The 22,552-nt window shown below is 59.2% G+C and carries 19 protein-coding genes and 1 other RNA gene; 6 read left to right on the top strand and 14 right to left on the bottom strand.

Going from position 1 to position 22,552, the window contains the following annotated elements; translation table 11 throughout:
• Window positions 1-34: 34 nt before the first annotated feature.
• The 6 genes from rsmH to HHJ16_RS14700 form a co-directional block, all read right to left on the bottom strand.
• Window positions 35-952, bottom strand: coding sequence for a 16S rRNA (cytosine(1402)-N(4))-methyltransferase RsmH (gene rsmH / locus HHJ16_RS14725; protein WP_296901776.1), 918 nt, complete (start codon window positions 950-952; stop codon window positions 35-37).
• 9 nt (window positions 953-961) lie between these two features.
• Entirely contained in the window at window positions 962-1,390 is a 429-nt protein-coding gene (gene mraZ / locus HHJ16_RS14720) for a division/cell wall cluster transcriptional repressor MraZ (RefSeq protein ID WP_296901865.1), read from the bottom strand.
• 418 nt (window positions 1,391-1,808) lie between these two features.
• Complete coding sequence (locus HHJ16_RS14715; protein WP_296901775.1) at window positions 1,809-3,581, bottom strand: STAS domain-containing protein; 1,773 nt, start codon at window positions 3,579-3,581, stop codon at window positions 1,809-1,811.
• A 40-nt stretch (window positions 3,582-3,621) separates the two neighbouring features.
• Window positions 3,622-4,605, bottom strand: coding sequence for an RNA polymerase-binding protein DksA (gene dksA / locus HHJ16_RS14710; protein WP_296901774.1), 984 nt, complete (start codon window positions 4,603-4,605; stop codon window positions 3,622-3,624).
• Between the two features lie 339 nt (window positions 4,606-4,944).
• Window positions 4,945-5,991, bottom strand: a complete 1,047-nt coding sequence (locus HHJ16_RS14705) for a GTP-binding protein (RefSeq protein ID WP_296901772.1) — start codon at window positions 5,989-5,991, stop codon at window positions 4,945-4,947.
• 143 nt (window positions 5,992-6,134) lie between these two features.
• Window positions 6,135-7,325: a class I SAM-dependent methyltransferase gene (locus tag HHJ16_RS14700; RefSeq protein ID WP_296901770.1), complete on the bottom strand. Its 1,191-nt coding sequence runs from the start codon at window positions 7,323-7,325 to the stop codon at window positions 6,135-6,137.
• A 197-nt stretch (window positions 7,326-7,522) separates the two neighbouring features.
• On the opposite strand from HHJ16_RS14700, the gene HHJ16_RS14695 reads away from it, so the two are divergent.
• Window positions 7,523-9,307 (top strand): 7TM diverse intracellular signaling domain-containing protein, encoded by a 1,785-nt coding sequence (locus tag HHJ16_RS14695; protein WP_296901768.1) that lies wholly within the window; start codon window positions 7,523-7,525, stop codon window positions 9,305-9,307.
• 19 nt (window positions 9,308-9,326) lie between these two features.
• Here the strand turns inward: HHJ16_RS14695 and HHJ16_RS14690 are convergent, their stop codons facing one another.
• The 3 genes from HHJ16_RS14690 to dapF form a co-directional block, all read right to left on the bottom strand.
• Entirely contained in the window at window positions 9,327-10,376 is a 1,050-nt protein-coding gene (locus HHJ16_RS14690; RefSeq protein WP_296901767.1) for a tyrosine recombinase XerC, read from the bottom strand.
• Between the two features lie 29 nt (window positions 10,377-10,405).
• Complete coding sequence (locus HHJ16_RS14685; protein ID WP_296901765.1) at window positions 10,406-11,116, bottom strand: DUF484 family protein; 711 nt, start codon at window positions 11,114-11,116, stop codon at window positions 10,406-10,408.
• Between the two features lie 97 nt (window positions 11,117-11,213).
• Window positions 11,214-12,092, bottom strand: a complete 879-nt coding sequence (gene dapF, locus HHJ16_RS14680; RefSeq protein ID WP_296901763.1) for a diaminopimelate epimerase — start codon at window positions 12,090-12,092, stop codon at window positions 11,214-11,216.
• Between the two features lie 188 nt (window positions 12,093-12,280).
• Here dapF and HHJ16_RS14675 point away from each other — a divergent pair, with 188 nt between their 5' ends.
• Entirely contained in the window at window positions 12,281-13,915 is a 1,635-nt protein-coding gene (locus HHJ16_RS14675) for an MBL fold metallo-hydrolase (protein ID WP_296901761.1), read from the top strand.
• Between the two features lie 130 nt (window positions 13,916-14,045).
• Window positions 14,046-14,894 carry a basic amino acid ABC transporter substrate-binding protein gene (locus tag HHJ16_RS14670; RefSeq protein WP_296901760.1) on the top strand — a complete coding sequence of 283 codons (849 nt, stop codon included), beginning with the start codon at window positions 14,046-14,048 and terminating at the stop codon, window positions 14,892-14,894.
• Window positions 14,895-14,942: 48 nt separating this feature from the next.
• On the opposite strand, the gene rnpB is transcribed toward HHJ16_RS14670, so the two are convergent.
• Window positions 14,943-15,270, bottom strand: an RNA gene (gene rnpB, locus HHJ16_RS14665) — RNase P RNA component class A.
• A gap of 60 nt (window positions 15,271-15,330) precedes the next feature.
• On the opposite strand from rnpB, the gene cysK reads away from it, so the two are divergent.
• From cysK to HHJ16_RS14650, 3 genes are all read left to right on the top strand, one after another.
• Window positions 15,331-16,248: a cysteine synthase A gene (gene cysK, locus HHJ16_RS14660; RefSeq protein WP_296901758.1), complete on the top strand. Its 918-nt coding sequence runs from the start codon at window positions 15,331-15,333 to the stop codon at window positions 16,246-16,248.
• Window positions 16,249-16,360: 112 nt separating this feature from the next.
• The gene (locus HHJ16_RS14655; protein WP_296901756.1) at window positions 16,361-18,022 is read left to right on the top strand and encodes an NAD(P)/FAD-dependent oxidoreductase; all 1,662 of its coding nucleotides are present in this window, start codon (window positions 16,361-16,363) and stop codon (window positions 18,020-18,022) included.
• Between the two features lie 124 nt (window positions 18,023-18,146).
• Window positions 18,147-18,875 carry a ProQ/FINO family protein gene (locus tag HHJ16_RS14650; RefSeq protein WP_296901755.1) on the top strand — a complete coding sequence of 243 codons (729 nt, stop codon included), beginning with the start codon at window positions 18,147-18,149 and terminating at the stop codon, window positions 18,873-18,875.
• Window positions 18,876-18,935: 60 nt separating this feature from the next.
• On the opposite strand, the gene htpX is transcribed toward HHJ16_RS14650, so the two are convergent.
• The 4 genes from htpX to pyrC all read right to left on the bottom strand — a co-directional run bounded on the left by htpX (window position 18,936) and on the right by pyrC (window position 22,543).
• Window positions 18,936-19,811 (bottom strand): protease HtpX, encoded by an 876-nt coding sequence (gene htpX / locus HHJ16_RS14645; RefSeq protein WP_296901753.1) that lies wholly within the window; start codon window positions 19,809-19,811, stop codon window positions 18,936-18,938.
• A 130-nt stretch (window positions 19,812-19,941) separates the two neighbouring features.
• Window positions 19,942-20,703, bottom strand: a complete 762-nt coding sequence (locus HHJ16_RS14640) for a DUF3025 domain-containing protein (protein ID WP_296901751.1) — start codon at window positions 20,701-20,703, stop codon at window positions 19,942-19,944.
• Window positions 20,703-21,485 (bottom strand): NYN domain-containing protein, encoded by a 783-nt coding sequence (locus HHJ16_RS14635; RefSeq protein WP_296901749.1) that lies wholly within the window; start codon window positions 21,483-21,485, stop codon window positions 20,703-20,705. Before HHJ16_RS14635 ends, HHJ16_RS14640 begins: the two co-directional genes overlap by 1 nt.
• Window positions 21,485-22,543: a dihydroorotase gene (pyrC, locus tag HHJ16_RS14630; protein ID WP_296901747.1), complete on the bottom strand. Its 1,059-nt coding sequence runs from the start codon at window positions 22,541-22,543 to the stop codon at window positions 21,485-21,487. The genes HHJ16_RS14635 and pyrC overlap by 1 nt, the downstream gene beginning before the upstream one ends.
• Between the last annotated feature and the right edge of the window lie 9 nt (window positions 22,544-22,552).

The following is a 22,552-nucleotide window of genomic DNA, read 5'->3' as shown; positions in this document are numbered from 1 at the left end:
GCTGCAGCGCTTCGGAACGGCAGCGTCAAGGCAGTCATGCCGCCACCTCGGTACGCTCAGCCGTCCGCATCACGGCGCTGCGCGAACGCGGATTGCCAGCAACTTCCTTCTCGCTCGGCTTGATGCGGCCGAGCGCAGTAAGGGTCATGGCTTTGGGCGCTGCAAACGGGGCGCGGCGATCAAACACCTCGCGCGAATGACCCGCTATGAATTGCTTGACGATACGATCCTCAAGCGAGTGAAAACTGATCACCACCAGCCGCCCTCCCGGCTGAAGGACTTTCAGTGACGCCTCTAGCGCCTGTTGCAACTCTTCAAGTTCGGCGTTGATGAAAATCCGAAGAGCCTGAAATGTGCGCGTTGCAGGGTCCTTGCCCGGCTCGCGGGTTTTGACCGCGCCAGCCACGACTTCGGCCAGTTCAGCGGTGGTTCGAAGAGGGCCCCGTTCCTGTCGGCGATGATCAATCGCCTTTGCAATCTGCTGAGCAAACCGTTCTTCGCCATATTCACGAATCACCTCCGCCATGGTTTCTATAGAGGCATCTGTCAACCAGTCGGCCACACTCTGACCGCGCGTGGTATCCATGCGCATGTCGAGAGGACCGTCTGAACGAAAAGAAAACCCACGCGCCGGGTTATCAATCTGGGGCGAGCTGACGCCCAGATCCATCAGCACGCCGGATGCACTCGACGCAGGCATTTCCCCCAAATGCATGAAGCCCTCATGGCGGATCGAGAAGCGAGCGTCCACAATGGTTTGCGCTTCCGCAACGGCCTCCAGGTCCTTGTCGAAAGCCGTCAGCCGCCCGAGCGCCGATAACTGCGACAGCAGCAGGCGCGAATGTCCGCCACGTCCAAAAGTCGCATCGATATAGTGGCCGTCCGGGTTGACATGAAGCGCTGCAATGGCTTCATTCAACAAGACGGTGCGATGAGTCCGTGTTTCTTGCACCGTCTTCTTTCAAAATGAAAAATCTTTAAAGACATCAGGCATTTCGCCCTTCATCTGTTCGGCCTCTTGCGCCGCATAGGTAGCGGCGTCCCAAAGCTCAAAATGTCCCCCCATCCCCAGCAGTACCGTATCTTTGGTAATACCGGCTGCGACGCGCAGTTCAGGCGAGACCAACACGCGACCGGTCGCGTCCATAGTCACATCCATGGCATTGCCGAGAAAAATTCGCTTCCACCATTGCGCCTGCATGGGCAGGGAAGCGATACGGCCCCGAAAATTTTCCCATTCACTGCGCGGAAAAATCATCAAACAGCCGTGTGGGTGTTTGGTGATCGTGAGCTGGCTGGCGGAGGTCACATTCAGCACGTCACGGTACCGGGTTGGCACAGAAAGCCGACCCTTGGTATCGAGAGCTAAAGATGATGCGCCTTGAAACACCGTTAAAACCCTTCCAAAACCAATTTTTACCACTAAATTGCACTCTCTTCCACTTTATCAGGAAGTTTTGGGTAAACAAGAGGGTCGAAACAAATTATTTCAATGGAATCAAAGACTTAGAAGCATGCTCGAAGGCTGCGTTTTACTTAAAAATCGTTCTAAATTAAGTACTTAGAAGAGGTAATGGAAGTAGCGCATTAAGCTCACGCCTTTTGCTGGGAGCTGCCGCTATTTTTCGGGTGGATTGAAGATTTCAGGCGGGTCTGCAGATCCGCAGCAGCGCACGATGCCGCACACCGGGTAACAGCACAGCGCTTGAGGGGATACCTCAATAAGTGCGGAACCTGCGCCGCATCGGCTCTCGCGGCCCGAAGGATGCCACTCCCGGCAACAAAATGGCGGACTTGACTAGCGGACTTCAATCGACCCGAATAACGATGCGGGCGTGCTCCGTAATTCCCATTACATGAAAGAAAGAAGCGACTAGGCGATTGACGTCCGAGAACTGGACTAGGCGCTTTTCAGCCTCGCGGGCCGACACCCAATTCAACAAAGTGCCTGCGGCAGAAAAATCAACGCGCATCAGCTTGGTGCAGGAAATCAACATCACATCTGCGCCCATAAGCTTGGTCTCCAGCTTATCCAGCACCGCCATCACATCGCCCTGGATTTGCCCGGCCAACTCCACTACTGGCAGTTTACTCATCTGGAAACGCCGAGTATCAAAGTCCGTGTCTGGTCCCACGCTGGTGTCGACTCCATAGGTAGAGTCACGGTGAAGATCGGATGTGATGGTCTGCTCCACCAGGATGTCGCCTTGGGCGTCAAGCGGTTGGTACCTGCAACGCGCGTTGACCCAGGCAGGGGGAGACACCTCATAGGTCACACAGAAATCGAGCGCAACCAGTTCAAAATCGTCAGGCCGATTCATTGCACGTAACGCTTCCATGCGTAGTTGCCACCAGCTTTGAGGCGTGTCGCGGTTGCCTGAAGGGCTTGTGTCCTGAAGCACCTTTTGCAGTTGCGCATCCCCCATGAACCCCAGCTGGACAGGCTCTCTCGACCAGGCACTGAATACCTTGTACAAAGGTTCAACAGCAGCCTCTTCAATAGTTTTGAGGTTATTCCAATCCAGACGCCAAGGCATAGCCGCTCTGGCCATTGCCGCCTTGAGAGCGGCGACTGTCTGAATGCCGAGTACCGATGGACAGACCCAGTCGGCATTGAACCCAGCGGCGATCTTGTCCACCGGTTCGCTGAGCATATTCACCCCATCTGGCATGGAAAACCATTGCGGTGCGGAGCGATCGAAGCGCTCGACGAACTGAATCGCTGCCAGTTCGAATTTGTCTTGCCTGCCAGTAGCGCGGTATAAGTCAAAAAGCATCAACCAGGTTGCAGCGTGCCCTTCGCGGGCGCCTCCGGGCCTCAAAATCTCAAGTAAAGCGACCTCAGCGCCGGCATCGTCGCCGTTGGCAAAACGAATGGCGGCCTCTTCAAGCTCCGCATCGTGCGCCACACTTTCGCCTACCTGCATCGTCGGAAGCTGAGAAGGCAATAAACCCGGAGCGGTGCTGTCGTAACCCTCATCAGTGCCTGACAAGCCGCCGGTGGCAGACGACATGAACAAGGCGTCAGCCTGGGTCGTCATTTGCTCCGGCGGACGCCTGGGCGCCGCTGCCTGCCGGCTTGAAGATTGGATCTCTGCCGATTCTGTAGGACCGAAGTCTGAAGACAAAGCGTTGTCCAGTAGCGGCGCCTGAGCCACAGAACCCCGGCCCGCAGGCTTCACGGGTGTCGAGGTCAAGTCGTCCGATACATTGTTGTCCTTGGTTTTCCACCACTGCATGGACATCAGGGCTTCGATCTCGTCGATCTTCTTGAGGGTTGTCGCCCGGTCATCGGGCTTGGAGGGCAAGCTGCTTTGAAAGAACGAAGGCCTGCCAGCGGGATCTTGGTTCACTCCCGACATCGCCTCGCGCTTGCGCATCTTGCGCAGCATGTCGAACTCGCGCTTACGCACAAAGTCATTGCGACGCTTGCGCTCAATCATCTCTTTGAGCAGCTGTTTGCTTACCGAATCGTCCTTGTCTGTCTGTACAGAATCCAGATCCGACCAGTTCGTCCCTGGATTACGGACAAACTTGACCATTTTGGATAACAAGCCTGACACGGTATCTTCTTTGGACATGTCGGAGCGATCAAACAGCGTTAAGCCAAGAATCCATCTGTCAATCGCCAAACATTTTCTGTTTGAGTTCGCGGCGCTGCTGTGCTTCCAAGGACAAATTGGCGGTAGGCCGTGCAATCAAGCGGCCTACCCCAATCGGCTCGCCGGTTTCGTCACAATAGCCATAGTCACCCGAATCAATGCGGGAAATTGACTGCTCGATCTTTTTCAGCAGCTTGCGTTCCCGGTCACGGGTGCGTAATTCAAGTGCGTGCTCTTCCTCAATGGTGGCACGGTCTGCCGGATCGGGCACTATGGCGGCGTCTTCCCGCAGATGTTCGGTGGTTGCACCCGCACTATTGTGGATGTCCTGCTTCAACACCGACAACTTGTGGCGAAAGAAGGCCATCTGCTTTTCGTTCATGTACTCGGAATCGGGCATCGCCTTGACCTCCTCGTCGGTCAGCTGGTCAGCGGACTTGCTCTTCCAGTTGTTGGCGAGCTTGGGGTCTTTTTTGGCAGCTGCATGGACGGGCGGCGCGATCAAACGTTCGATCATTATGGAGTAACTGGCTTTGGCTGCGTCAGGCGCATGGGTTGGCACCATCGGTGCGGGCGGGGGTGAGGGAACGGCGATTCGGGTTGAGCTTCTTCGCCCGGGTTTCAGCGGCGGCGGCGCCATGATTACCGGAGCCTTGACGGGTGCAGAGGTCGATGCGGGGGATGCCGCTTTCGCACTGCCCGTCTTCAGGAGGGCTTTCTCCACTTTGGCAGACGATTTGGGAGGCGCTTTTGCGGCAGGTTTCGGCAATAGTTTTGGCACGGGTTTGACGATGACTTTCTTGGTGGTGGCCAGATCCGGCTTTTTCTGGCGCACAGCCTTAACGGCCGTCTTGACAGGTTTTGTTGCAATCGATTTTTTGGCAACCGGACTGATTGCTTTTTTCACGGCCAAGACTGCGGTCTTGGCCGCAGCTTCGGATTTCACGGCTGGTTTAGCCGTAGCCTTGGGTGGCGTTTTGGTCTTAATCGCTTGGGCTTTCACAATAAGTCTCCTCTGGGAAGCAGTCTCGGGATTGCCCTCGGACCGATTCCTGGCCAAGCTGCCGTTGAGCAGCGAAGCCCTACCTGATGCCAGATTTTCTGGTTTGTCTGCCGCCTGCCAGCTTGGAAAAATTCAAAAATCACCGTCTTACGGCGCTTTACTTTTTTCATGTTTTCCTCGCTCGGCCGGTCTCCCGCTTCGGCTTTCCGGGTATTTTGGTCGGCGCGCGATTGTAGCGGTTCAAAAGCGAACTGCGCCAACCTGACCAAAAACCGTTGGAAAATCGAGACATCCATAGCACCCTTCCACCTTTAATAGGTTAGTGGCGGACAGCCTACCTCAAACCAGGCACTGCTCCAGACCCTGCATAAAAATATCCTGGGGCAGATCAATGCCGATGAAGACCATCTTGCTATTTTTCTTCTCCCCTTCGGCCCAGGGCGGACCGAGATCGCTGCCCATAAGCTGATGAACACCCTGAAAAATCACCTTCCGGTCAGTCCCCTGCATATTCAACACACCCTTGTAGCGCAACATGCGTGGTCCATAAATATTCACAATCGCACCCAGAAAGTCTTCAAGCTTGGCCGGACTGAGCGGCTTGTCGGACCGAAACACAAAGCTTTTGACATCGTCGTCATGGTGATGGTGATGACCGTGGCCAGCCTCTTCGGCATGGGAGGGGTGGTCGCAATGTTCGCCCTCTGCATGCGCGTGATCATGGCCATCGTCGGTCAAAAAATCCGGGTCAATGTCGAGCTTCGCGTTGAGGTTGAAGCCGCGCAGATCGAACACATCCGCAATGGCGACTTCACCGAAATGCACCGCCTTCTGGGGAGCACGGGGGTTCATCTGCTTTAAGCGGTGCATCAGCGCCTTCACCTCGTCCTCGGCGACCAGGTCGGTCTTGCTGATAAATATCTGATCGGCAAAACCGATTTGGCGGCGCGCCTCTTGCCGGTCATTGAGTTGAGTCGCCGCATGCTTGGCGTCCACCAGGGTCAGGATGGAGTCCAGTAAATACTGCTCCGCAATTTCTTCATCCATAAAAAAGGTCTGCGCCACCGGTCCGGGGTCAGCCAGGCCGGTGGTTTCAATCACCACGCGTTCGAAGTCGAGCAACCCCTTGCGTTTCTTGGCAGCCAGCAACTGCAGCGTTTCGCGCAGATCCTCGCGGATCGTGCAACAAATGCAGCCGTTGTTCATCTGAATGATGTTTTCCTGGGTGTCGTTGACAAGAATTTCGTTGTCAATATTTTCCTCGCCAAACTCGTTTTCAATGATGGCGATCTTCTGGCCGTGAGCTTCGGTCAGGATGCGCTTTAACAACGTGGTTTTCCCTGAGCCGAGAAAGCCGGTGAGGATGGTGACGGGAATCAAGCTCATGGTGTTTGCCTAAAAAACGGAGGTCTATCAAAAATGCGCCGGAAAAACCAGGAAAATCTAAGTGGGGAGTTTAGCGGCCCGTTCAAGCCCCCTTTAGAGGGTCGACCACTGGGGGTGACCGATCCGCGTCATCTCGTAAATGGCTAGCCCGCCGGTCTTTTGACGAGCACCAGTCCCTTGAGGTATTCACCTTCTGGAAATGCCACGGTCATCGGGTGATCGGGCGCGCCGCCCAGACGTTCGGAAATAAAGGCGTCCACCCCGGCGTCGGTACCTGCCGACGCCACGATCTTGTGAAACAGATCGGCGCTGATGCCGCCGGAACACGAGTAGGTGAACAGCACCCCCCCCGGCTCCAGAATGGCCAACGCCAGCCGATTAATGTCTTTATAGGCGCGGGCTGCACGCTCGGCGTGCTTGATAGTGGGCGCGAATTTGGGCGGATCCAACACGATGGCGTCGAAGGTTTGGCCTTCCTTCTGATACCGGCGCAGCGAGGCGTTGACATCGGCATCGAGCAGGCTGGTGCGACTGGCGTCATAGCCGTTTATCGCTACATTGACCTTGGCGCGTGCGATGGCTGGACCAGACGAGTCGATCGAGGTGACGTGTCGCGCACCGCCTGACAGCGCAGCCACGGTAAAGCCGCCGGTGTAGCAGTAGCAATTGAGCACCCGCTCAAACTGCAGACGGCGCGTATAGGCGGCAAACTTTTGGCGGCTATCACGCTGATCCAGATAAAAGCCGGTCTTGTGGCCTTCCGCGACATCCAGGCTCAGTTTCCAGTCGTGCTCCGTGATGGTGATGCCGGTGTCTCCCGAGCCTGCGAGCCAGCCAGTCGCTTCCGGCAAGCCTTCAAGCGAGCGCACACTGGTGTCGGAGCGTTCGTACAGGCGCGTCAATCCGGTTTGCGCAAGCAGCGCTTCGACCAGTACGTTTTTCCAGCGTTCTGCGCCACAGCTCGAAAACTGTGCCACCAACGTGTCTGCGTAGCGGTCCACCACGAGACCCGGTAATCCATCAGATTCACCGTGGATCAGGCGCAAGCCGTCGCTATTGATGTCGAACAGGTCTCTGGCCTTGATGGCCTGTGCGATACGCGCTTCAAAAAAAGAAGCATCAATACGCTGCTGCTCGTCAAAGCTCCAGACCCTGGCCCGTATTTTGGAGTTGGGACTGAATGCAGCCCAGCCCAAAAACTGGCCAGCGTGGCTTTCCACCCGCACGGTTTCGCCAGCATCCCCACCGCCAGCGGCAATGGCCCCATCAAAAATCCAGGGATGACGGCGCAGCAGGGAGCGTTCTTTGCCATCCTTCAGTCGAATTGTTTTCATGGCGCTATTGTCGTGGGTTGACCACGACCGATGCCCAGCAGCGCTTGGCCGGAGAGCCCGCGCCACCCGACGCCTGCTAAAAAAAGGGAAGTAAGCAAATTTCTAGAAAATTTTGCGACAATCCACAATTCTTGATTTTTAGGTACTCTTTGTCACGATTATGGAATTGCACGCCATTTAAGGGCTTTGCGGGCGGCATGCTCCACCTGGTCGGGCGCGCCCTGCTCTTAAGCGTGACCATAAACCTGCTGTGCGGCGGCTTGCTTGCCTTGTGCAGCGTGGATGCGGCCGCAGGGACTGTGCCAGCGCTGAACCGGCGCACCCAGCCGGTCGCCTTGCAGGACCGCGGAGATTACTGGATCGACAGGACCGGTCAGTTCACCCCGGAACAAGTCGCCAGCACGGCTGCAATTCCATGGAAACCCATGCGGACCGACGCTGTTTACCCGGTAACGAGCGGGGTCTCGATGTGGGTTCGGTTTGATGTCCCGCCCGCACAGGACGCCGAACGTTGGTACCTCGAAGTGCTCTATCCCCCTTCCATTGATCGGGCGTCGCTGTACACGCGTGACAGTGCCGGCGGATGGAAGGAGCAGTTGGCTGGCGACCAAGTGGCCGTGAACAAATGGCCAGTGCCACACCTTCATCCCTTGTTTCCCATGGCGTTGTCAGCGGCACAACCTACACACTATCTGGTGCGCCTTGAAAACGGCCACGCGTTCAGCGCCCCGTTGCAGTTCATTAGCGAGGGCCACCTGATCTATTCGGAACAGCGCGTCTCGCTGATGCTGGGCATTTTCTTTGGGCTGACGGGTCTTGCCGTTCTGTTTTGCGTAATCGGCATCGTCTGGTTGCGAGACCCGGCTTACGGGCTTTACGCCCTTTGCGCGGTGCTGATGGGTTTGACGCAAGCCGCCGTCACTGGCATTGGCGGGCTTCATCTATGGCCCAACTGGCCTTGGTGGAACGGCGTTTCCACCGCCCTGCTGGGTACGCTTGCGGCATCTGCAACGCTGCTGTTCACTTCGTCCGCCGTGTCGCTGCACGAGCGGTCGCCCCGGCTGCACTGGCTCATTGTCGGCCAGGCATCCTTGAGCATGGTGGTGGCGATCTCGCTGACCGCGCTGCTGCCCGCTGCATCTCGTGTGGACATGATTCTTGCACTCATCGTGCTGCTGGAACTTAGCGGTCTGCTGGTCTTGGTGGCGGCCTGGGAGCGCGGTGACCGCTTTGCGCCGTGGTTGATACTGTCTTACCTGCCCGTTATCGTCAGCAGCAGTTGGACGTTGGCGCGCTATGCCGAGCGGATACCAGCAGGCTTTTTCGCTCTGTACGGCATGCAATTGGGCCTCGCCCTGCAGCTGCCGATCGTGCTGGCGGTGCTGATGCTGCGCAGTCAGCAGCGGCACGAGAACACGCGCCGCCTTCACGGCTTGGACCGCGTAGACCCCGCTACCGGCCTGATCAATGGCCATGTGTTTGCCACGCGTTTGTTCCGCATGATTGCGCGCTCCGGACGACTGGATCACCAGAGTGCCGTGGTGCTCATCGACCTGATCAACTCGGAGCAGATTCAACGTGACTTCGGTCGCAAGGCGGCCAACGAACTGCCGCTGCGCGTGGCCGGACGGTTGCTATCGACCGCGCGCGAAATCGACAGCGCCGCCCGCCTGTCGGAGCAGCGCTTTGGCATGCTGGTGGAGGGCCCCTTTAGCGCCGAAGATGCTGCCACACTCGGACCACGTATTGTTGCCCGCTGTCTCATGCCTTACAAAGGCCTGCCGGTGGACTGCATGGCGAAAGTGCACGTGGCGTATGCCCTTATTCCCTTTCAGGGCTCGACCGGCCAGGAGCTGCTGGCACGGCTCGAAGAACGGCTTGCCGCCGCGCCAGCGAACAGCAGGCGCACGGTGTTCATGCTGGATGAAGCATCGCCGTCGCAACCTCCTTGGTGCCAGTCACACATTCAACCCCGCGACTGAATTCCGCCGCGGCGCCCGCTCAGTTTTTAGTTTTCTTGTGGTCCAAGTCCTCGGCGTCGACTGTTCGAGGCAACCCGCCACGCATCAACCCGGCGCGGGCCGACAGAGCCCGCGGATGGGCTGCGTCATAGACCTTGGCCAGGTGCTGAAAATCAAGCCGTGTGTATACCTGTGTGGTCGTGATGTTGGCGTGGCCCAGCAGCTCTTGCACCGCACGCAAATCGCCACTGGACTGCAGTACATGACTGGCAAACGAATGACGCAACATATGCGGGTGGACCGGTGTCGCCAGCCCCGCTTTCAGCGAACGCTGTTTCAGTCGCACACGAATGTGCTGCGGCGTAAGTCGCGTGCCGCGCTGACTGGTAAAGAGCGCCACCCCGTCGTCTTGCCCTGGGCCTCGCACACCGTCCCGCACCCAGCTGCTGCGCGCCGCAAGCCATATCCGCAATGATTGCAGGGCCTGACGGCCGACCGGCACACTGCGCCGCTTTGAACCCTTGCCGAGCACGTGGGCCTCTGCAGCGTCCAGGTCTACCCAGCCGCGCGCCTGTCCGCTGGCCCGCACATCCAGCCCCACCAGCTCGGCAATGCGCAGCCCGCAACCGTACAGCAGCTCCGTGATGCAGTGGTCTCTAGCCTCCAGGAATGGATCACTTTCAGCGCCTTCGGCCTGATAGCTGGCCAATTGAACCGCCTCGTCCACGCTCAGGGCCTTGGGCAGGGACTTCGCCGCTTTGGGCGCCCGCACACCCTGCACGGGATTGCCGGTCACCAGGCCTTCGCGGCCCAGCCAGGTGTAAAAGCCGCGCCATCCCGACAAGATGAGGGCGATCCCGCGGCCACTGCGTCCGGCCCCATGCATCTTCGCGACCCAGCGCCGCAGGTGAACGTTCTGTACCTCGGTCAGCGCCACGCCGGCATCGCGTGCGTTAGCCTGCAGCTTCTGCAAATCCAGCGTGTAGAGCTCTAGCGTGCGTTGGGCCAGGCGTTTTTCAACGCGGACATGCTCCAGGTAGCGCACCACCAGAGGGTGCGAAGCCGGAGCGGTCTCAGGGAATTCAGACACAACAGGCGATACCTGCTTCAGGATGACCGTTATTGGCTAGGGGCAGTGATCGGCGTCTGGCTTTGGGCCCGCAGGCGCGACAACGCTGCGCCCGCCAGTTCACCCAGGCGTTCCAGGAAATCAGTGCCCATGCCGCTATGGAAGCGCTCGGAATCCGGCGAAGCCAGTACCAGCAAGCCCCGCACCGGCGCCTCTGGCGAAGTTCTCAGGGGAATCAGGGCCACCGACAGCGCTGCCGCGGGGTCGGGCAGCCAGTTGGCGGCTTCAAAGCCGGAATTGGGGCCGCAGTAAGGCGTGCTCAACGAGGCCGCAAAGGTCTGCACATCACCGCTGACGCCCGCCGCAAAAGCTTCGTCCGAGAAAATCCCATTCACCCCCCAAACCTTGAGGGCGGCTTGTGGAACCTGGAACTCGGAAGTGATCCCTTCAAGAATAGTGCCGGGCAAGTCGCGCGCCCGCGCCGTCTGAAGCAGGTTCCGGGTCCAGTGCTGCATCTTGTCGGCGATTGCCACATTGTCTTGCCCGTGCCGGATCATGTCGACCACTCTGGTTTCCAATCCCTTGATCTTTTCGCGCAGCAAACCGGCCTGACGCTCCTGCAGGCTGACAGCGCGATTGCCGTGGCCACTGGAAAGCTGAACCGAGGCCAGTATGTCGGCGTGGCGCTCGAAAAAGTCGGGCGTATTGACCAAAAAGCTGGCGATGTCATCTTCGGTGATGGGATTTTCTGTTGGAGTCATGTCGGCATTGTCGCCAGTTTTGGGGGTCGCGCAAAGGCCCCCCTAAAGGCCAAGAACGGCGGCTTCGCCGCGACCGCGTTTTTTGGCGCGCCACGGCTCAAAATACGTCGGGCACCTCGATCTCCGACGTAAACACCGTCGTGGCCGGGCCGGTCATCAGCACCGGGGCCTCAAGCTGACCCGACCATTCGATCGTGAGCAAACCACCGCGCGTCGATACCTCGACCCGCGTGTCAAGCAAACCCCAGCGTATTCCGGCGACAGCTGCCGCACAGGCACCCGTGCCGCAGGCCAGCGTTTCCCCAGTGCCCCGTTCGTAGACCCGCAGGCGGATCTGGCGGCGCGAAACGACTTGCATGAATCCCGCGTTCACACGCCGGGGAAAGCGCTCATGATGTTCAATCAACGGACCCGTCTGCAGTACCGGCGCGCGATCCACATCTTCCACGAGTTGCACGGCGTGTGGGTTTCCCATCGACAAAACCGCCATGAAAAGAGGCGTCGCTTGCGGCTGGCCATCGAGCACCAAAGGCCATTTTTGCCATGAACCTTCAACTTGGGGGCTCAGCCCCTGCGCCTCAAAGGGTATGCGCGCCAGTTCAAAAACCGGCGCACCCATATTGACCGTCACACGCCCATCGGCCTGCATGCGCGGCTCGATGACGCCGCTCAGGGTTTTGACCTTCACCGCCTCTTTTGCCGTTAGCCCCTGCTCACGCACAAACCGCACAAAGCAGCGCGCCCCATTGCCGCACTGCTCGACTTCTCCGCCGTCGGCGTTGTGGATCACGTACTCGAAGTCGATGCCCGCCGCCGGTGACGGCAGCACAGAAAGAATTTGGTCAGCCCCCACGCCAAAATGCCGGTCGGCCAAAAAACGGTACTGCGCCGTCGTCAGACCCAGCGAGCCCCGGGTTTCATCAAGCATCACAAAGTCGTTGCCCGCACCTTGCATTTTGGTAAATCGAATTCGCATCAAGAGATTATCGGTGTTGCGACAAACTGCCGGTCAGGGCGATTGGCAGCGAATTTCTATAAATTGATCAGCGCTATCAACCCAGAGAGACAAGAACAAGTCGCTATAAAGTTAATAGCATTTAACTTTCTCCGCGGAGGCAGGGTTGACGAGAGGACTTCTCGGAATCCTTAAAGCCATAATTCCCTATGGTCAGACTTTCCCAACATCTTCATCCCCAGCGCGAACCTGCGCCGCTTCGACCCGCCGCCACGGTGCTGCTGCTGCGCGACACCCCAGGCGGCATTGAAGTGCTGATGACGCGGCGCTCCATGACGGCAAGTTTTGTTCCGGGGGCGTATGTGTTCCCCGGTGGCGGTATCGATACGGCAGACGCCGCGGCGCACGACCACTCTACACGCCGGGCCGGTCAGAGCGACCTGCACCTCACCCAGGCGATCGCCGCCATTCGTGAAAGCTTTGAAGAACTCGGCGTACTGCTCGCGCACCATGGCCACGGCGGTTACGCCACCACGGCGGATATCGCCGCGTTGGACCGCAAGGCCCCTTTTGCCGCCCAGTGCAAAGCGCGCGGCCTCACGCTCGCGGCGGCCGAGGTGTTCGTTCTGGCTCATTGGGTGACTGATCGCGATATGCCACGCCGCTTCGACGTCCCTTTTTTGGTGGCCCGCATGCCGGAAGGCCAAAGCCCGGTGGCGGACGAAGCCGAACAGTTCGATCCGGTGTGGGTGCGTCCGGCTAACGCGCTGGCACGGCACCAGGTGGGTGGCTTTTTCATCATTTTCCCGACCCAGCGCACACTGGAACGGTTACAGCATTACCCCCATGTGGAGGCCGTGTTGCAGGCCTGTGCGTCGGAGCAGCCGCTGTGGAGCTCCTGTCCCCGCGCCGGCCTGCTGAACGGCCAGCAAGCGCGCTATATGGAACATGAAGCGCCGTTCGGAGAACTGGCGCTGACCTGCCCCGATGGACAAATCCTGCATTCGCTGGACTGGCAAACCACCCGGCCGGTACCACTTCTCAAACACGTCAGTCGTTTGACCGCGCCCAACCCGGGCATGATGACCGGGCCGGGTACCAACAGCTATATCGTGGGTGATGCGACCAGCGGGTACATCGTGATTGATCCGGGTCCCGACGACGCGGGGCATATTCAGCGCCTGTTTGCGGCGACGGGTGGCCGCATTCAATCCATCGTATGCACCCATTCCCACCCCGACCACTCACCGGCTGCCAAGCCCTTGCAGGCATTGTGCGCTGTCTCGCCACCGATTTTGGGGCTGGCGTCTGCCGCCACCGCGCGCGCTGATGCGCAGTTCACACCGGATCGGGCGCTCTTCAATCAGGAGCTGCTTGTGCTGACCGGTCAGGGGATGCAGCACACCTTGAAGGTTATTTTTACCCCCGGCCACGCGGCCAATCACTTGTGCGTCGTACTGCTTGAAGACGGTCTGCTGTTTTCAGGCGATCACATTTTGAACGGAAGCACCACGGTGGTTAATCCGCCTGACGGGGAGATGACGGCCTACCTCGCCTCGCTCGACGAGCTCAGTCGCGCCTGCGACGACCACCAGGTCGAGTTCATCCTGCCCGCCCACGGCCATGTGTTGGGCGCTGCCAAGCAAGCTATCTCACAACTGAAGGCGCACCGCCTCAAGCGTGAAGCCAAAGTGGTAGCCGCCATGAAAGCCCAACCCGACGGGACGATGAACGACTGGCTGGCGCTCGTCTATGACGACACTGACCCGCGGCTGTGGCCCATCGCGCTGCGTTCCCTACAGGCTCATGTAGACCGCATTCAGGCGTCAGAAGAGGTTGACTGAGCGGAAACGGGGTAAACCCGCGGCTTGGCGAGGCTTATACTTTTCGCTCACGTAATTACATCGTCGGCCGTCCTGGTCCGCATGGGCCAGAATCCTTCAACGCATTTTCTCCAACTCCTCAAGGTTTCTCATGCCGTCCATCACGACACGACACTTCATCCAAACTGCCGGCACCCTGCTGGCAGGCCTTGTTCTGGTCGCCTGTGGCAAACAGGAACCACCTGCTCCAGCCGCCAGTGCCCCCGCCACTGCCGCCTCCGCACCAGCGCCTGCAGCCAAGGTGTATGTGGTCGGCACCGACGCCGCGTACGCGCCTTTTGAATCCCAAAATGAAAAGGCTGAAATCGTCGGGTTCGACATTGACGTGGCGAAGGCCGTCGCGCAAAAGGCCGGCATTGAAGTGAAGTTTTTGAATACGCCTTGGGAGGGTATTTTCAATTCCTTGAATCAGGGCGATCGGGACCTCTTGATATCGGCCATCACGATCACGCCCGAACGCAGGCAGACGATGGACTTCTCAACGCCCTACTTTGATGCGCAGCAGCTGATAGCGGTGATGAAAGATTCGAAAATCGCGAAATTCGCGGACCTGAAAAAACTCAAGGTAGGCGTACAAAACGGCACCACGGGTGACGAAGTTATCACCAAGCTGCAGGGCAAGGACAGTGGCAACATCAAACGTTTTGAATCAACACCTCTGGCATTAAAAGAACTCGAAGGCGGCGGTGTGGACGCGGTGGTGGCCGATAACGGGGTCGTGGTGCACTACGTCAACAACAACAGCGATTTGAAGTTCAAAACCATCAGCGACGCCAGCTTTGCCACCGAACAATACGGTTTGGCAGTCAAAAAAGGCAATGCCGAGTTGCTGGAAAAAATCAACAAGGGTTTGGTGGCCGTCAAGGCCGATGGCACTTACGCCCAGATTTACACAAAATATTTCGGTGCCCCGCCTGCTCCTGGTGCCGCCGCCAAATAAATCTGAAACTGCATCGGGCGCAGCCGGAAGGAAGGGTTCGGGATAAAAGTGTGAAGCCCGCCGATAAGCCGGATTTTGTGCACCGGGCTTCCTTGCGGTTGCCCGGTGTGACCGCCATTAATCTGGGCCGGGGGTCGCCCACCCGGCTCAATGCTACCTACCCGCCAGCTCTGCGGAACCACATCAACGCTGGCCTACTTGGTATTGCTGCGCGTAGAGATTGCCCGTTTCACCCGAACTGAATCGGCTCGTCTCTGTTGCTCTAATCCTCACCTCACGGTGGAGAGGTGTTACCTCCTACGCTGTCCTGTGCAGTCCGGACGTTCCTCCAGTGCCTTGTTTCCAAAATTGCACCAGCGGCGGTCTGGCAAGCTTCACACCCGTATTATGGCAGTGCGCCACAATGCACCCACGCCCTTAACGACACGGAGAACCCATGAGAGCCGACAACATCCTGCAGACCATTGGCAATACCCCCCATGTTCGCATCAACCGCCTGTTCGGCGATCATGCGCAGGTGTGGATCAAGTCCGAGCGGTCCAACCCCGGCGGCTCGATTAAGGACCGCATTGCGTTGGCCATGGTAGAAGAGGCGGAGAAGTCCGGCACCTTGCAGCCCGGCGGCACCATCATCGAGCCCACTTCGGGCAACACCGGCATTGGCCTGGCCATGGTGGCCGCCGTCAAGGGTTACAAGCTGGTGCTGGTGATGCCCGACAGCATGTCGGTGGAACGCCGCCGTCTGATGCTGGCCTATGGCGCCAGCTTCGACCTGACACCGCGTGAAAAAGGCATGAAGGGCGCCATTGCCCGTGCGCAAGAACTGGTTGCCGCCACGCCCCACGCGTGGATGCCCCAGCAATTCGAAAACCCAGCCAATATCGACGTGCACGCGCGCACCACGGCGCAGGAAATTCTGGCCGATTTCCCCGAGGGGCTTGACGCATTGATCACCGGAGTCGGCACCGGCGGCCACCTGACAGGCTGTGCCAAGGTACTCAAGGCCGCCTGGCCCCAGCTGAAGGTGTTTGCCGTTGAGCCGGCGGCATCACCGGTCATCTCAGGTGGGCAGCCCGGTCCGCATGCCCTCCAGGGCCTCGGCGCCGGCTTCATTCCGAAAAACCTCGACACCCGCCTGCTCGACGGCGTGATCCTGGTCGATGCCGAACCGGCCCGCGAGATGGCTCGCCGCTGCGCGCGTGAAGAGGGCATGCTGGTGGGCATCTCGTCCGGCGCGACGCTGGCGGCCATTGCGCAAAAGCTGCCGGAGTTGCCTGCAGGCGCCACCGTTCTGGGCTTCAACTACGACACCGGAGAGCGTTATCTGTCGGTGGAAGGTTTTTTCCCCGCCTGAGTCACCCCTGCCCCCCACTGGCGAGCCAGGGAAAACGCTGCGGCTCGCTGTCAATTCCCCTTTACCATTAGCGGCTTCTGCTTGATAACTACAAGCCCCGGACCGGACGACCATGCTGCGACTGACTGAAATCAAACTCCCGCTCGACCACGCTGACGACGCGTTGCGAGCCACCCTCCTGCACACGCTGCACATCGGCTCGACCGACCTGCTTGACTTCACCGTATTCAAGCGCAGTTTCGATGCTCGAAAAGCCGCACTGATGAAGGTCTATATCGTGGATGTGGTGCTGACGAGCGCCGCGCTTGAGGCAGCGCTGCTCGTGCAGCACGCCGACAACCCGCACATTCTTGCGACGCCTGACATGGTCTATCACCCTGTTGGGCAGGCACCCGCCAACCTGCCGCTGCGACCGATCGTCGTGGGCTTTGGACCATGCGGCATTTTTGCGGCGCTGGTGTTGGCCCAAATGGGCTTTAAGCCGCTCGTGCTGGAACGTGGAAAAACGGTGCGGGAGCGCACCAAAGACACCTGGGCGCTGTGGCGCAAAAACATTCTCAATCCGGAGTCGAACGTGCAGTTCGGCGAGGGCGGTGCCGGCACGTTTTCGGACGGCAAGCTGTATAGCCAGATCAAGGACCCGCGCCACTTGGGGCGCAAGGTGATGAACGAGTTTGTGAAAGCCGGCGCCCCAGCCGACATTCTTTACGAGGCGCACCCCCACATAGGCACCTTCAAGCTGGTCAAGGTGGTGGAGAACCTGCGGGCGCAAATCATTGCACTCGGCGGCGAAATCCGCTTTCAACAGCGGGTGACGGACGTATTGATCGAGGACGGTCCCTCTGGCAAGCATATTCAGGGACTCACGGTGCTGGACCAGGCCACTGGCCACACCCACCAACTGCGCGCCGACCAGGTCGTCCTCGCGCTGGGCCACAGTTCGCGGGACACCGTTGCCATGTTGCACGAGCGCGGTGTGTATCTCGAGGCCAAACCCTTCTCCATTGGTTTTCGCGTCGAGCATCCGCAAAGCCTCATTGACCGCGCCCGCTGGGGCCGCCATGCCGGGCATCCTTCGCTCGGCGCGGCTGAATACAAACTGGTGCACCACGCCAGTAATGGCCGGTCGGTTTACAGCTTTTGCATGTGCCCAGGCGGCATGGTGGTAGCCGCCACCTCGGAAGTCGGGTGCGTGGTGACGAATGGCATGAGCCAATATTCGCGCAACGAACGCAACGCCAATGCCGGCATTGTGGTGGGCATTGATCCGCGCGACTACCCGGACCATCCGCTGGCCGGCATGGCGCTGCAGCGCCAGCTCGAATCGCATGCCTTTGTCCTGGGTGGTGGCAACTATGCAGCGCCCGGCCAACTGGTCGGCGACTTTGTGGCGGGTCGCCCCTCCACCGCGCTGGGAAGCATCCTGCCGTCGTACCAACCGGGCGTGGCCCTGGGCGATTTATCAACCGCCCTTCCCGGCTACGCCATTGAAGCGCTGCGCGAAGCCTTTCCAGCCTTTGGCCGCAAGCTGAAAGGTTTTGACAGCCACGATGCCGTGCTGACGGGCGTGGAAACACGGACCTCGTCACCGATCAAGATGAGCCGCGGCGAAGACATGCAAAGCGTGAATGTTCGCGGCCTTTACCCCGCCGGCGAAGGGGCCAGCTATGCCGGCGGCATTTTGTCGGCCGGGGTGGATGGCATCAAAGTCGCCGAAGCGCTCGCGCGCAGCGTGCTGGCCAACACGGAACGACTGCGGACGTCCTTCGCGTGATGCCTTGCGCCGCGACGGATAGGGGATACTTGGCCCCACACGTTGCAAACCTCGCAATGGCCGGTTCACTATGTATTAAATGCGCCAGCGCGCGCCAAGAACCCCAACCTGACAGAACTGATTGATGACTGACACCGCACTCCAACACCCCGCCGAAGAAAGCGCGCCCACCCGGACTCCTGCGAGCCGCAAAAATCCAACGCGCGCACGCACGGTGCACCCGGTCCTGCAGCAGCTTTTTGAGCTGTACCCAAAAATGTTCGGTGCCCACTTCCTGCCTTTGAAGCTCGGCGTCTTTCAAGACTTGCTGGCGCAGCACCCGGACGTCTTCAAACGCGAGGACCTGAAAGTGGCGCTGGGACTGCACGCCCGATCAACGCGCTACCTGGAAAGTGTCGCCTCGGGCCTTCAGCGTCACGACCTGCAGGGCAAGGCGGTGGAGCCCGTCGCCCCCGAGCATGTGCACCACGCAATCATGGAAGTGTTCCGGCGGCGCCAAGCCCGTTCGAACCAGGACTTACGCCCCTATGCGCGCGCGCAGCTCATCGAAGCGATTGAAATGTCCGGGCTGAGCCGTGAGGATTACCTGCTGTGCGTGCGCCAGCAAGACGAGGTCTCGACGGGCTTGCTCGACGAAGCTTTTTCCGAACTGGCCGCGCAGGCGGCCAAACGCGATGCGTTGCGTAGCCTGTTTGAGGCCAGCGGCAAAAGCGTGGCCGAGTTTGCTGACATGTATGGGATGGATCTCAGCGAAGTAACCCACTCGCTAGCGCAAACCGGGCTTCCACAAGATGGACAACATTCAGTTTCAGCCAACTCCCAGGAGTTGCCGCCTGAGGTCCACTTAACCTAAGCGGGCACGAGCAAAAAGGGCGACGCTGGACGGGACCCTCAAGACCGCGCCAACTGCGGCTTAACCTTGCGCGTTCTGCAACGCCGCAATACGCTCTTCAATCGGTGGATGCGTCGCAAACCATTGACCCATACCACCAGTAATGCCCATCGCTTCGACCGCTTTGGGCAATTCACCCGGTTGCATGCCGCCCAGCCGAGCCAGCGCATTCATCATGGGCTGCTTTGTTCCCATGAGCCGCGCCGCGCCCGCATCGGCGCGAAACTCGCGATGGCGCGAGAACCAGGCGACGACGATAGCGGCAGCAAAACCCAGCACGATGTCGAGCACCAGCGTGGAGATCATGTAGCCAATGCCGGGGCCCGAAGAGCGGTCATCGTTTCGGCGCAGGAAACTGTCCACGGCGTAGCCGATCACGCGGCTGAGGAAAACCACAAAAGTGTTCATCACCCCCTGGATCAGCGCCATGGTCACCATATCGCCATTGGCAACGTGCGCTATTTCATGGCCGATGACGGCCTCGATCTCTTCCTTGGTCATGCCCTGCAACAATCCGGTGGACACCGCCACCAGCGAAGAGTTTTTGAACGCCCCGGTGGCAAAGGCGTTCGGGGCACCTTCGAAAATCCCCACCTCAGGCATCCCAATTTGCGCCTTGCTCGCCAACTTGCGGACCGTCTCGACAATCCAGGCCTCATCGGCGTTCTGGGCCTCGTTGATCACGCGGACACCCGCACTCCATTTGGCCACCGGCTTGCTGATCAGCAGCGAAATGATGGCGCCGCCAAATCCCATGATCAGTGCGAAACCGAGCAACGCCGAGAGATTCAGACCATTGGCAGTCAGAAAGCGGTTAACGCCCAGAAGACTGGCCACAATGCCAAGCACCACCACAACGGCGAGGTTGGTCAATACGAACAAAAAGATACGTTTCATGAATTCCTCAGGGAGGTCGGTGGCCAATAGAAACTAAAACCGGAAACCGTTGCGAACCAAAAGGCGACTGTAAAAATGTTTCTTCATCGCAGGTTGGGATTTGCTGGGCCAAATCAAGCTTTGCGCGTGTTTATCGGTTGGGGCGAAAGACCAGAGGGTCATCATAAAAGGAAACGTTTTCGTTTTCCCGCCACCAGCCGGGCACGCCCAGCACCGGCAAAGGTAGAAAAGGCTTATCGGCAAGCTTGTCTGCACTCAAGTCAGCTGCCACCCAAGCATCCATATCAGCGATTGAATGAATAGCTGGTTGCGCCCTGTACACGTGGGCGGTAATTGGCTTTCTTGGATAAACCAGTTTTTCAAGCAGCGCATGACCAAAGAGCACCAGTTGAGCTTGCCGCCAAAGTGGACGCAATTCTATAAACAGCGACTGCCAATCTTTGGCGATGAGGGCCTCCCACAAGGGCTGTGGCGCCACCAAAAAAGCAGCATTTTCATCAAATACCGTCAAGGCGTCACGCACCGGACCCCGCACGTTGGGAACACCCGCAAGCGCCATTTCGGCGGCGTGAAGCTGATTCAGCTTTTTCTTGGTGCGCGGGAAACGCATCCAGCAGAGGGCATTGAGAAAGTCGTGCAGGCCGTCGCGTGTCGGACATTGATGGCTGTTAAAAATATAGTGCTCGTAGGCCTCGCCCGGTGGCAGCGCACTTTGCGGCACGAAAAGCAGCGGGGCCGCTTGCTCGCGATTCAACGCATCGGACAGCGTGGCACCCGCCGCGACGGCTTGCGCCACCCGCTGTCCCGGCTCGCGCCAGTGAGCCAGCCAAGGGCGCTCCCAGTCGATCGCCTGCAAGGGGTTGGCCACAGGGGCCGACGCGCCAGTCAGCATCAGTTTCGGGTCGGCCTGGATTGCCTTTTGTCGCGCACCATCACTGTGGATTTACCTTCGTCCGCGATGTCGAACAACTGGGTCGCTACCAACAGCTTGGTGAGCGTGGCGTAGCCATAGTTGCGATGGTCGAATGAAGCCTGGTTGGCAATCTGGGTACCCACGGCCCCGACACGCGCCCAGCCTTCATCGTCCGCCGCCGCTTGCACGGCGTTGCGCAGCAGCATGACGAGTTTGGCGTCCTGCTTAAGCTGCGCTGGCGTGGCTCGCAACGGCGCCGCGGTTACCGCGCCGCCTGCCTCATCCGGATCGTCCCGGCCACCCCCAGACGCGTCAGTGGCCGCGATCGGCCGCAGCTTGTCAAGGTACAAAAAGCGTGAGCAGGCATTGACAAAAGGTTCTGGCGTTTTCTGCGCGCCAAAGCCATACACGGCGGCACCCTTGGCACGCAGATGCATGACCAAAGGCGTGAAATCGGCGTCGGACGACACAATGCCGAAAGCATCGGGCCGGTCGGTGTATAGCAGCTCCAGTGCATCGATCACCATGGCCATGTCGCTGGCGTTTTTGCCTTTGGTGTAATCAAACTGCTGCATCGGGCGGATGGCATGCTCGTGCAATACCTCCTCCCAGCCCTTGAGCTCATTCTTTTTCCAGTTGCCGTAGGCACGCCGGATGTTGGTTTCGCCGAAGGTCGATAGTTCGTTCAGGATGAGGTCGATTTTCGAGGCTGGCGAATTGTCAGCATCAATCAACAGCGCGACACGGGGTTTGCGATCCATCAATGGCTTTCAGAAGGTGAAGCGACGAATCGCCAAACCAGGTCTTCCCCCGAACGCAGGGGCTTGAGTGCGGCCTCGCCCAACGGAAAACTCTCGGGCGACCGCCAGATTTCCTTGCGCAGGGTGATGGTCCCGGTGTTGCGTGGCAGGCCATAAAAGTCGGCGCCGTTGAAACTCGCAAAGGCCTCCAGCCGATTCAGCGCGCCCACTGAATCAAATGCCTCTGCGTAGAGTTCCATCGCCGCGTGGGCGGTATAGCAGCCCGCGCAACCGGTGGCATGCTCCTTCAGGTACGCCGGATGCGGAGCGCTGTCGGTGCCTAGAAAAAAACGGGCATTGCCACTGGTGGCGGCCTCCATCAACGCGACCCGGTGGGTTTCGCGCTTAAGCACTGGCAGGCAATAGTAGTGCGGGCGGATGCCGCCCTTAAAAATTGCGTTGCGGTTGTAAAGCAAATGGTGCGCGGTGAGGGTGGCCCCGAGAAACCGGTCTGCATCACGCACGTAATGCGCTGCTTCCCGGGTAGTGATGTGCTCAAAAACAATTTTTAACTCGGGAAAATCGCGACGCAGCGGAATCAGCTGGGTGTCGATGAACACCGACTCCCGATCAAACAGGTCAATCTCGGGCGAGGTCACTTCACCATGCACCAGCAGCAACAGGCCTTCCCGTTGCATGGCTTCGAGCGTTTTGTAGGTCTTGCGCAAGTCGGTCACGCCGGCGTCGCTGTTGGTGGTGGCACCGGCCGGATAGAGCTTGACGGCTACCACGCCGACTTCTTTGGCCCGCCCGATCTCTTCTGGCGGCAAGTTGTCGGTCAGGTACAGCGTCATCAGCGGCTCAAACTTGACCCCTGCCGGCACCGCGGCTTGGATGCGTTCGCGGTAGGCCACCGCTTGCGCCGCCGTGGTCACAGGAGGGCGCAGGTTAGGCATGATGATGGCGCGAGCAAACTGCGCTGCCGTGTGCGGCACCACGGTTTGCAGAGCCTCACCGTCCCGCACATGCAGATGCCAGTCGTCCGGGCGGGTCATGGTAAGAGTAAGGACTGAAGTCATGGCTTGAAT

The organism is Polaromonas sp., from assembly GCF_012927485.1.
Taxonomy (GTDB): domain Bacteria; phylum Pseudomonadota; class Gammaproteobacteria; order Burkholderiales; family Burkholderiaceae_C; genus Polaromonas.
The sequence above is the reverse complement of the archived record's forward strand: the minus strand, read 5'-3'. Positions and strand labels throughout refer to the sequence as shown.

Bases quoted from the DNA above. Each gene is read 5' to 3' on its own strand.
- HHJ16_RS14695 (WP_296901768.1), top strand. From the start codon at position 7,523: ATGCTCCACCTGGTCGGGCGCGCCCTGCTCTTAAGCGTGACCATAAAC.
- cysK (WP_296901758.1), top strand. From the start codon at position 15,331: ATGAGAGCCGACAACATCCTGCAGACCATTGGCAATACCCCCCATGTT.
- HHJ16_RS14670 (WP_296901760.1), top strand. From the start codon at position 14,046: ATGCCGTCCATCACGACACGACACTTCATCCAAACTGCCGGCACCCTG.
- HHJ16_RS14650 (WP_296901755.1), top strand. From the start codon at position 18,147: ATGACTGACACCGCACTCCAACACCCCGCCGAAGAAAGCGCGCCCACC.
- pyrC (WP_296901747.1), bottom strand. From the start codon at position 22,543: ATGACTTCAGTCCTTACTCTTACCATGACCCGCCCGGACGACTGGCAT.
- HHJ16_RS14675 (WP_296901761.1), top strand. From the start codon at position 12,281: ATGGTCAGACTTTCCCAACATCTTCATCCCCAGCGCGAACCTGCGCCG.
- HHJ16_RS14715 (WP_296901775.1), bottom strand. From the start codon at position 3,581: ATGTCCAAAGAAGATACCGTGTCAGGCTTGTTATCCAAAATGGTCAAG.
- HHJ16_RS14640 (WP_296901751.1), bottom strand. From the start codon at position 20,703: ATGCTGACTGGCGCGTCGGCCCCTGTGGCCAACCCCTTGCAGGCGATC.
- HHJ16_RS14655 (WP_296901756.1), top strand. From the start codon at position 16,361: ATGCTGCGACTGACTGAAATCAAACTCCCGCTCGACCACGCTGACGAC.
- dapF (WP_296901763.1), bottom strand. From the start codon at position 12,092: ATGCGAATTCGATTTACCAAAATGCAAGGTGCGGGCAACGACTTTGTG.
- HHJ16_RS14705 (WP_296901772.1), bottom strand. From the start codon at position 5,991: ATGAGCTTGATTCCCGTCACCATCCTCACCGGCTTTCTCGGCTCAGGG.
- htpX (WP_296901753.1), bottom strand. From the start codon at position 19,811: ATGAAACGTATCTTTTTGTTCGTATTGACCAACCTCGCCGTTGTGGTG.
- HHJ16_RS14700 (WP_296901770.1), bottom strand. From the start codon at position 7,325: ATGAAAACAATTCGACTGAAGGATGGCAAAGAACGCTCCCTGCTGCGC.
- HHJ16_RS14685 (WP_296901765.1), bottom strand. From the start codon at position 11,116: ATGACTCCAACAGAAAATCCCATCACCGAAGATGACATCGCCAGCTTT.
- HHJ16_RS14635 (WP_296901749.1), bottom strand. From the start codon at position 21,485: ATGGATCGCAAACCCCGTGTCGCGCTGTTGATTGATGCTGACAATTCG.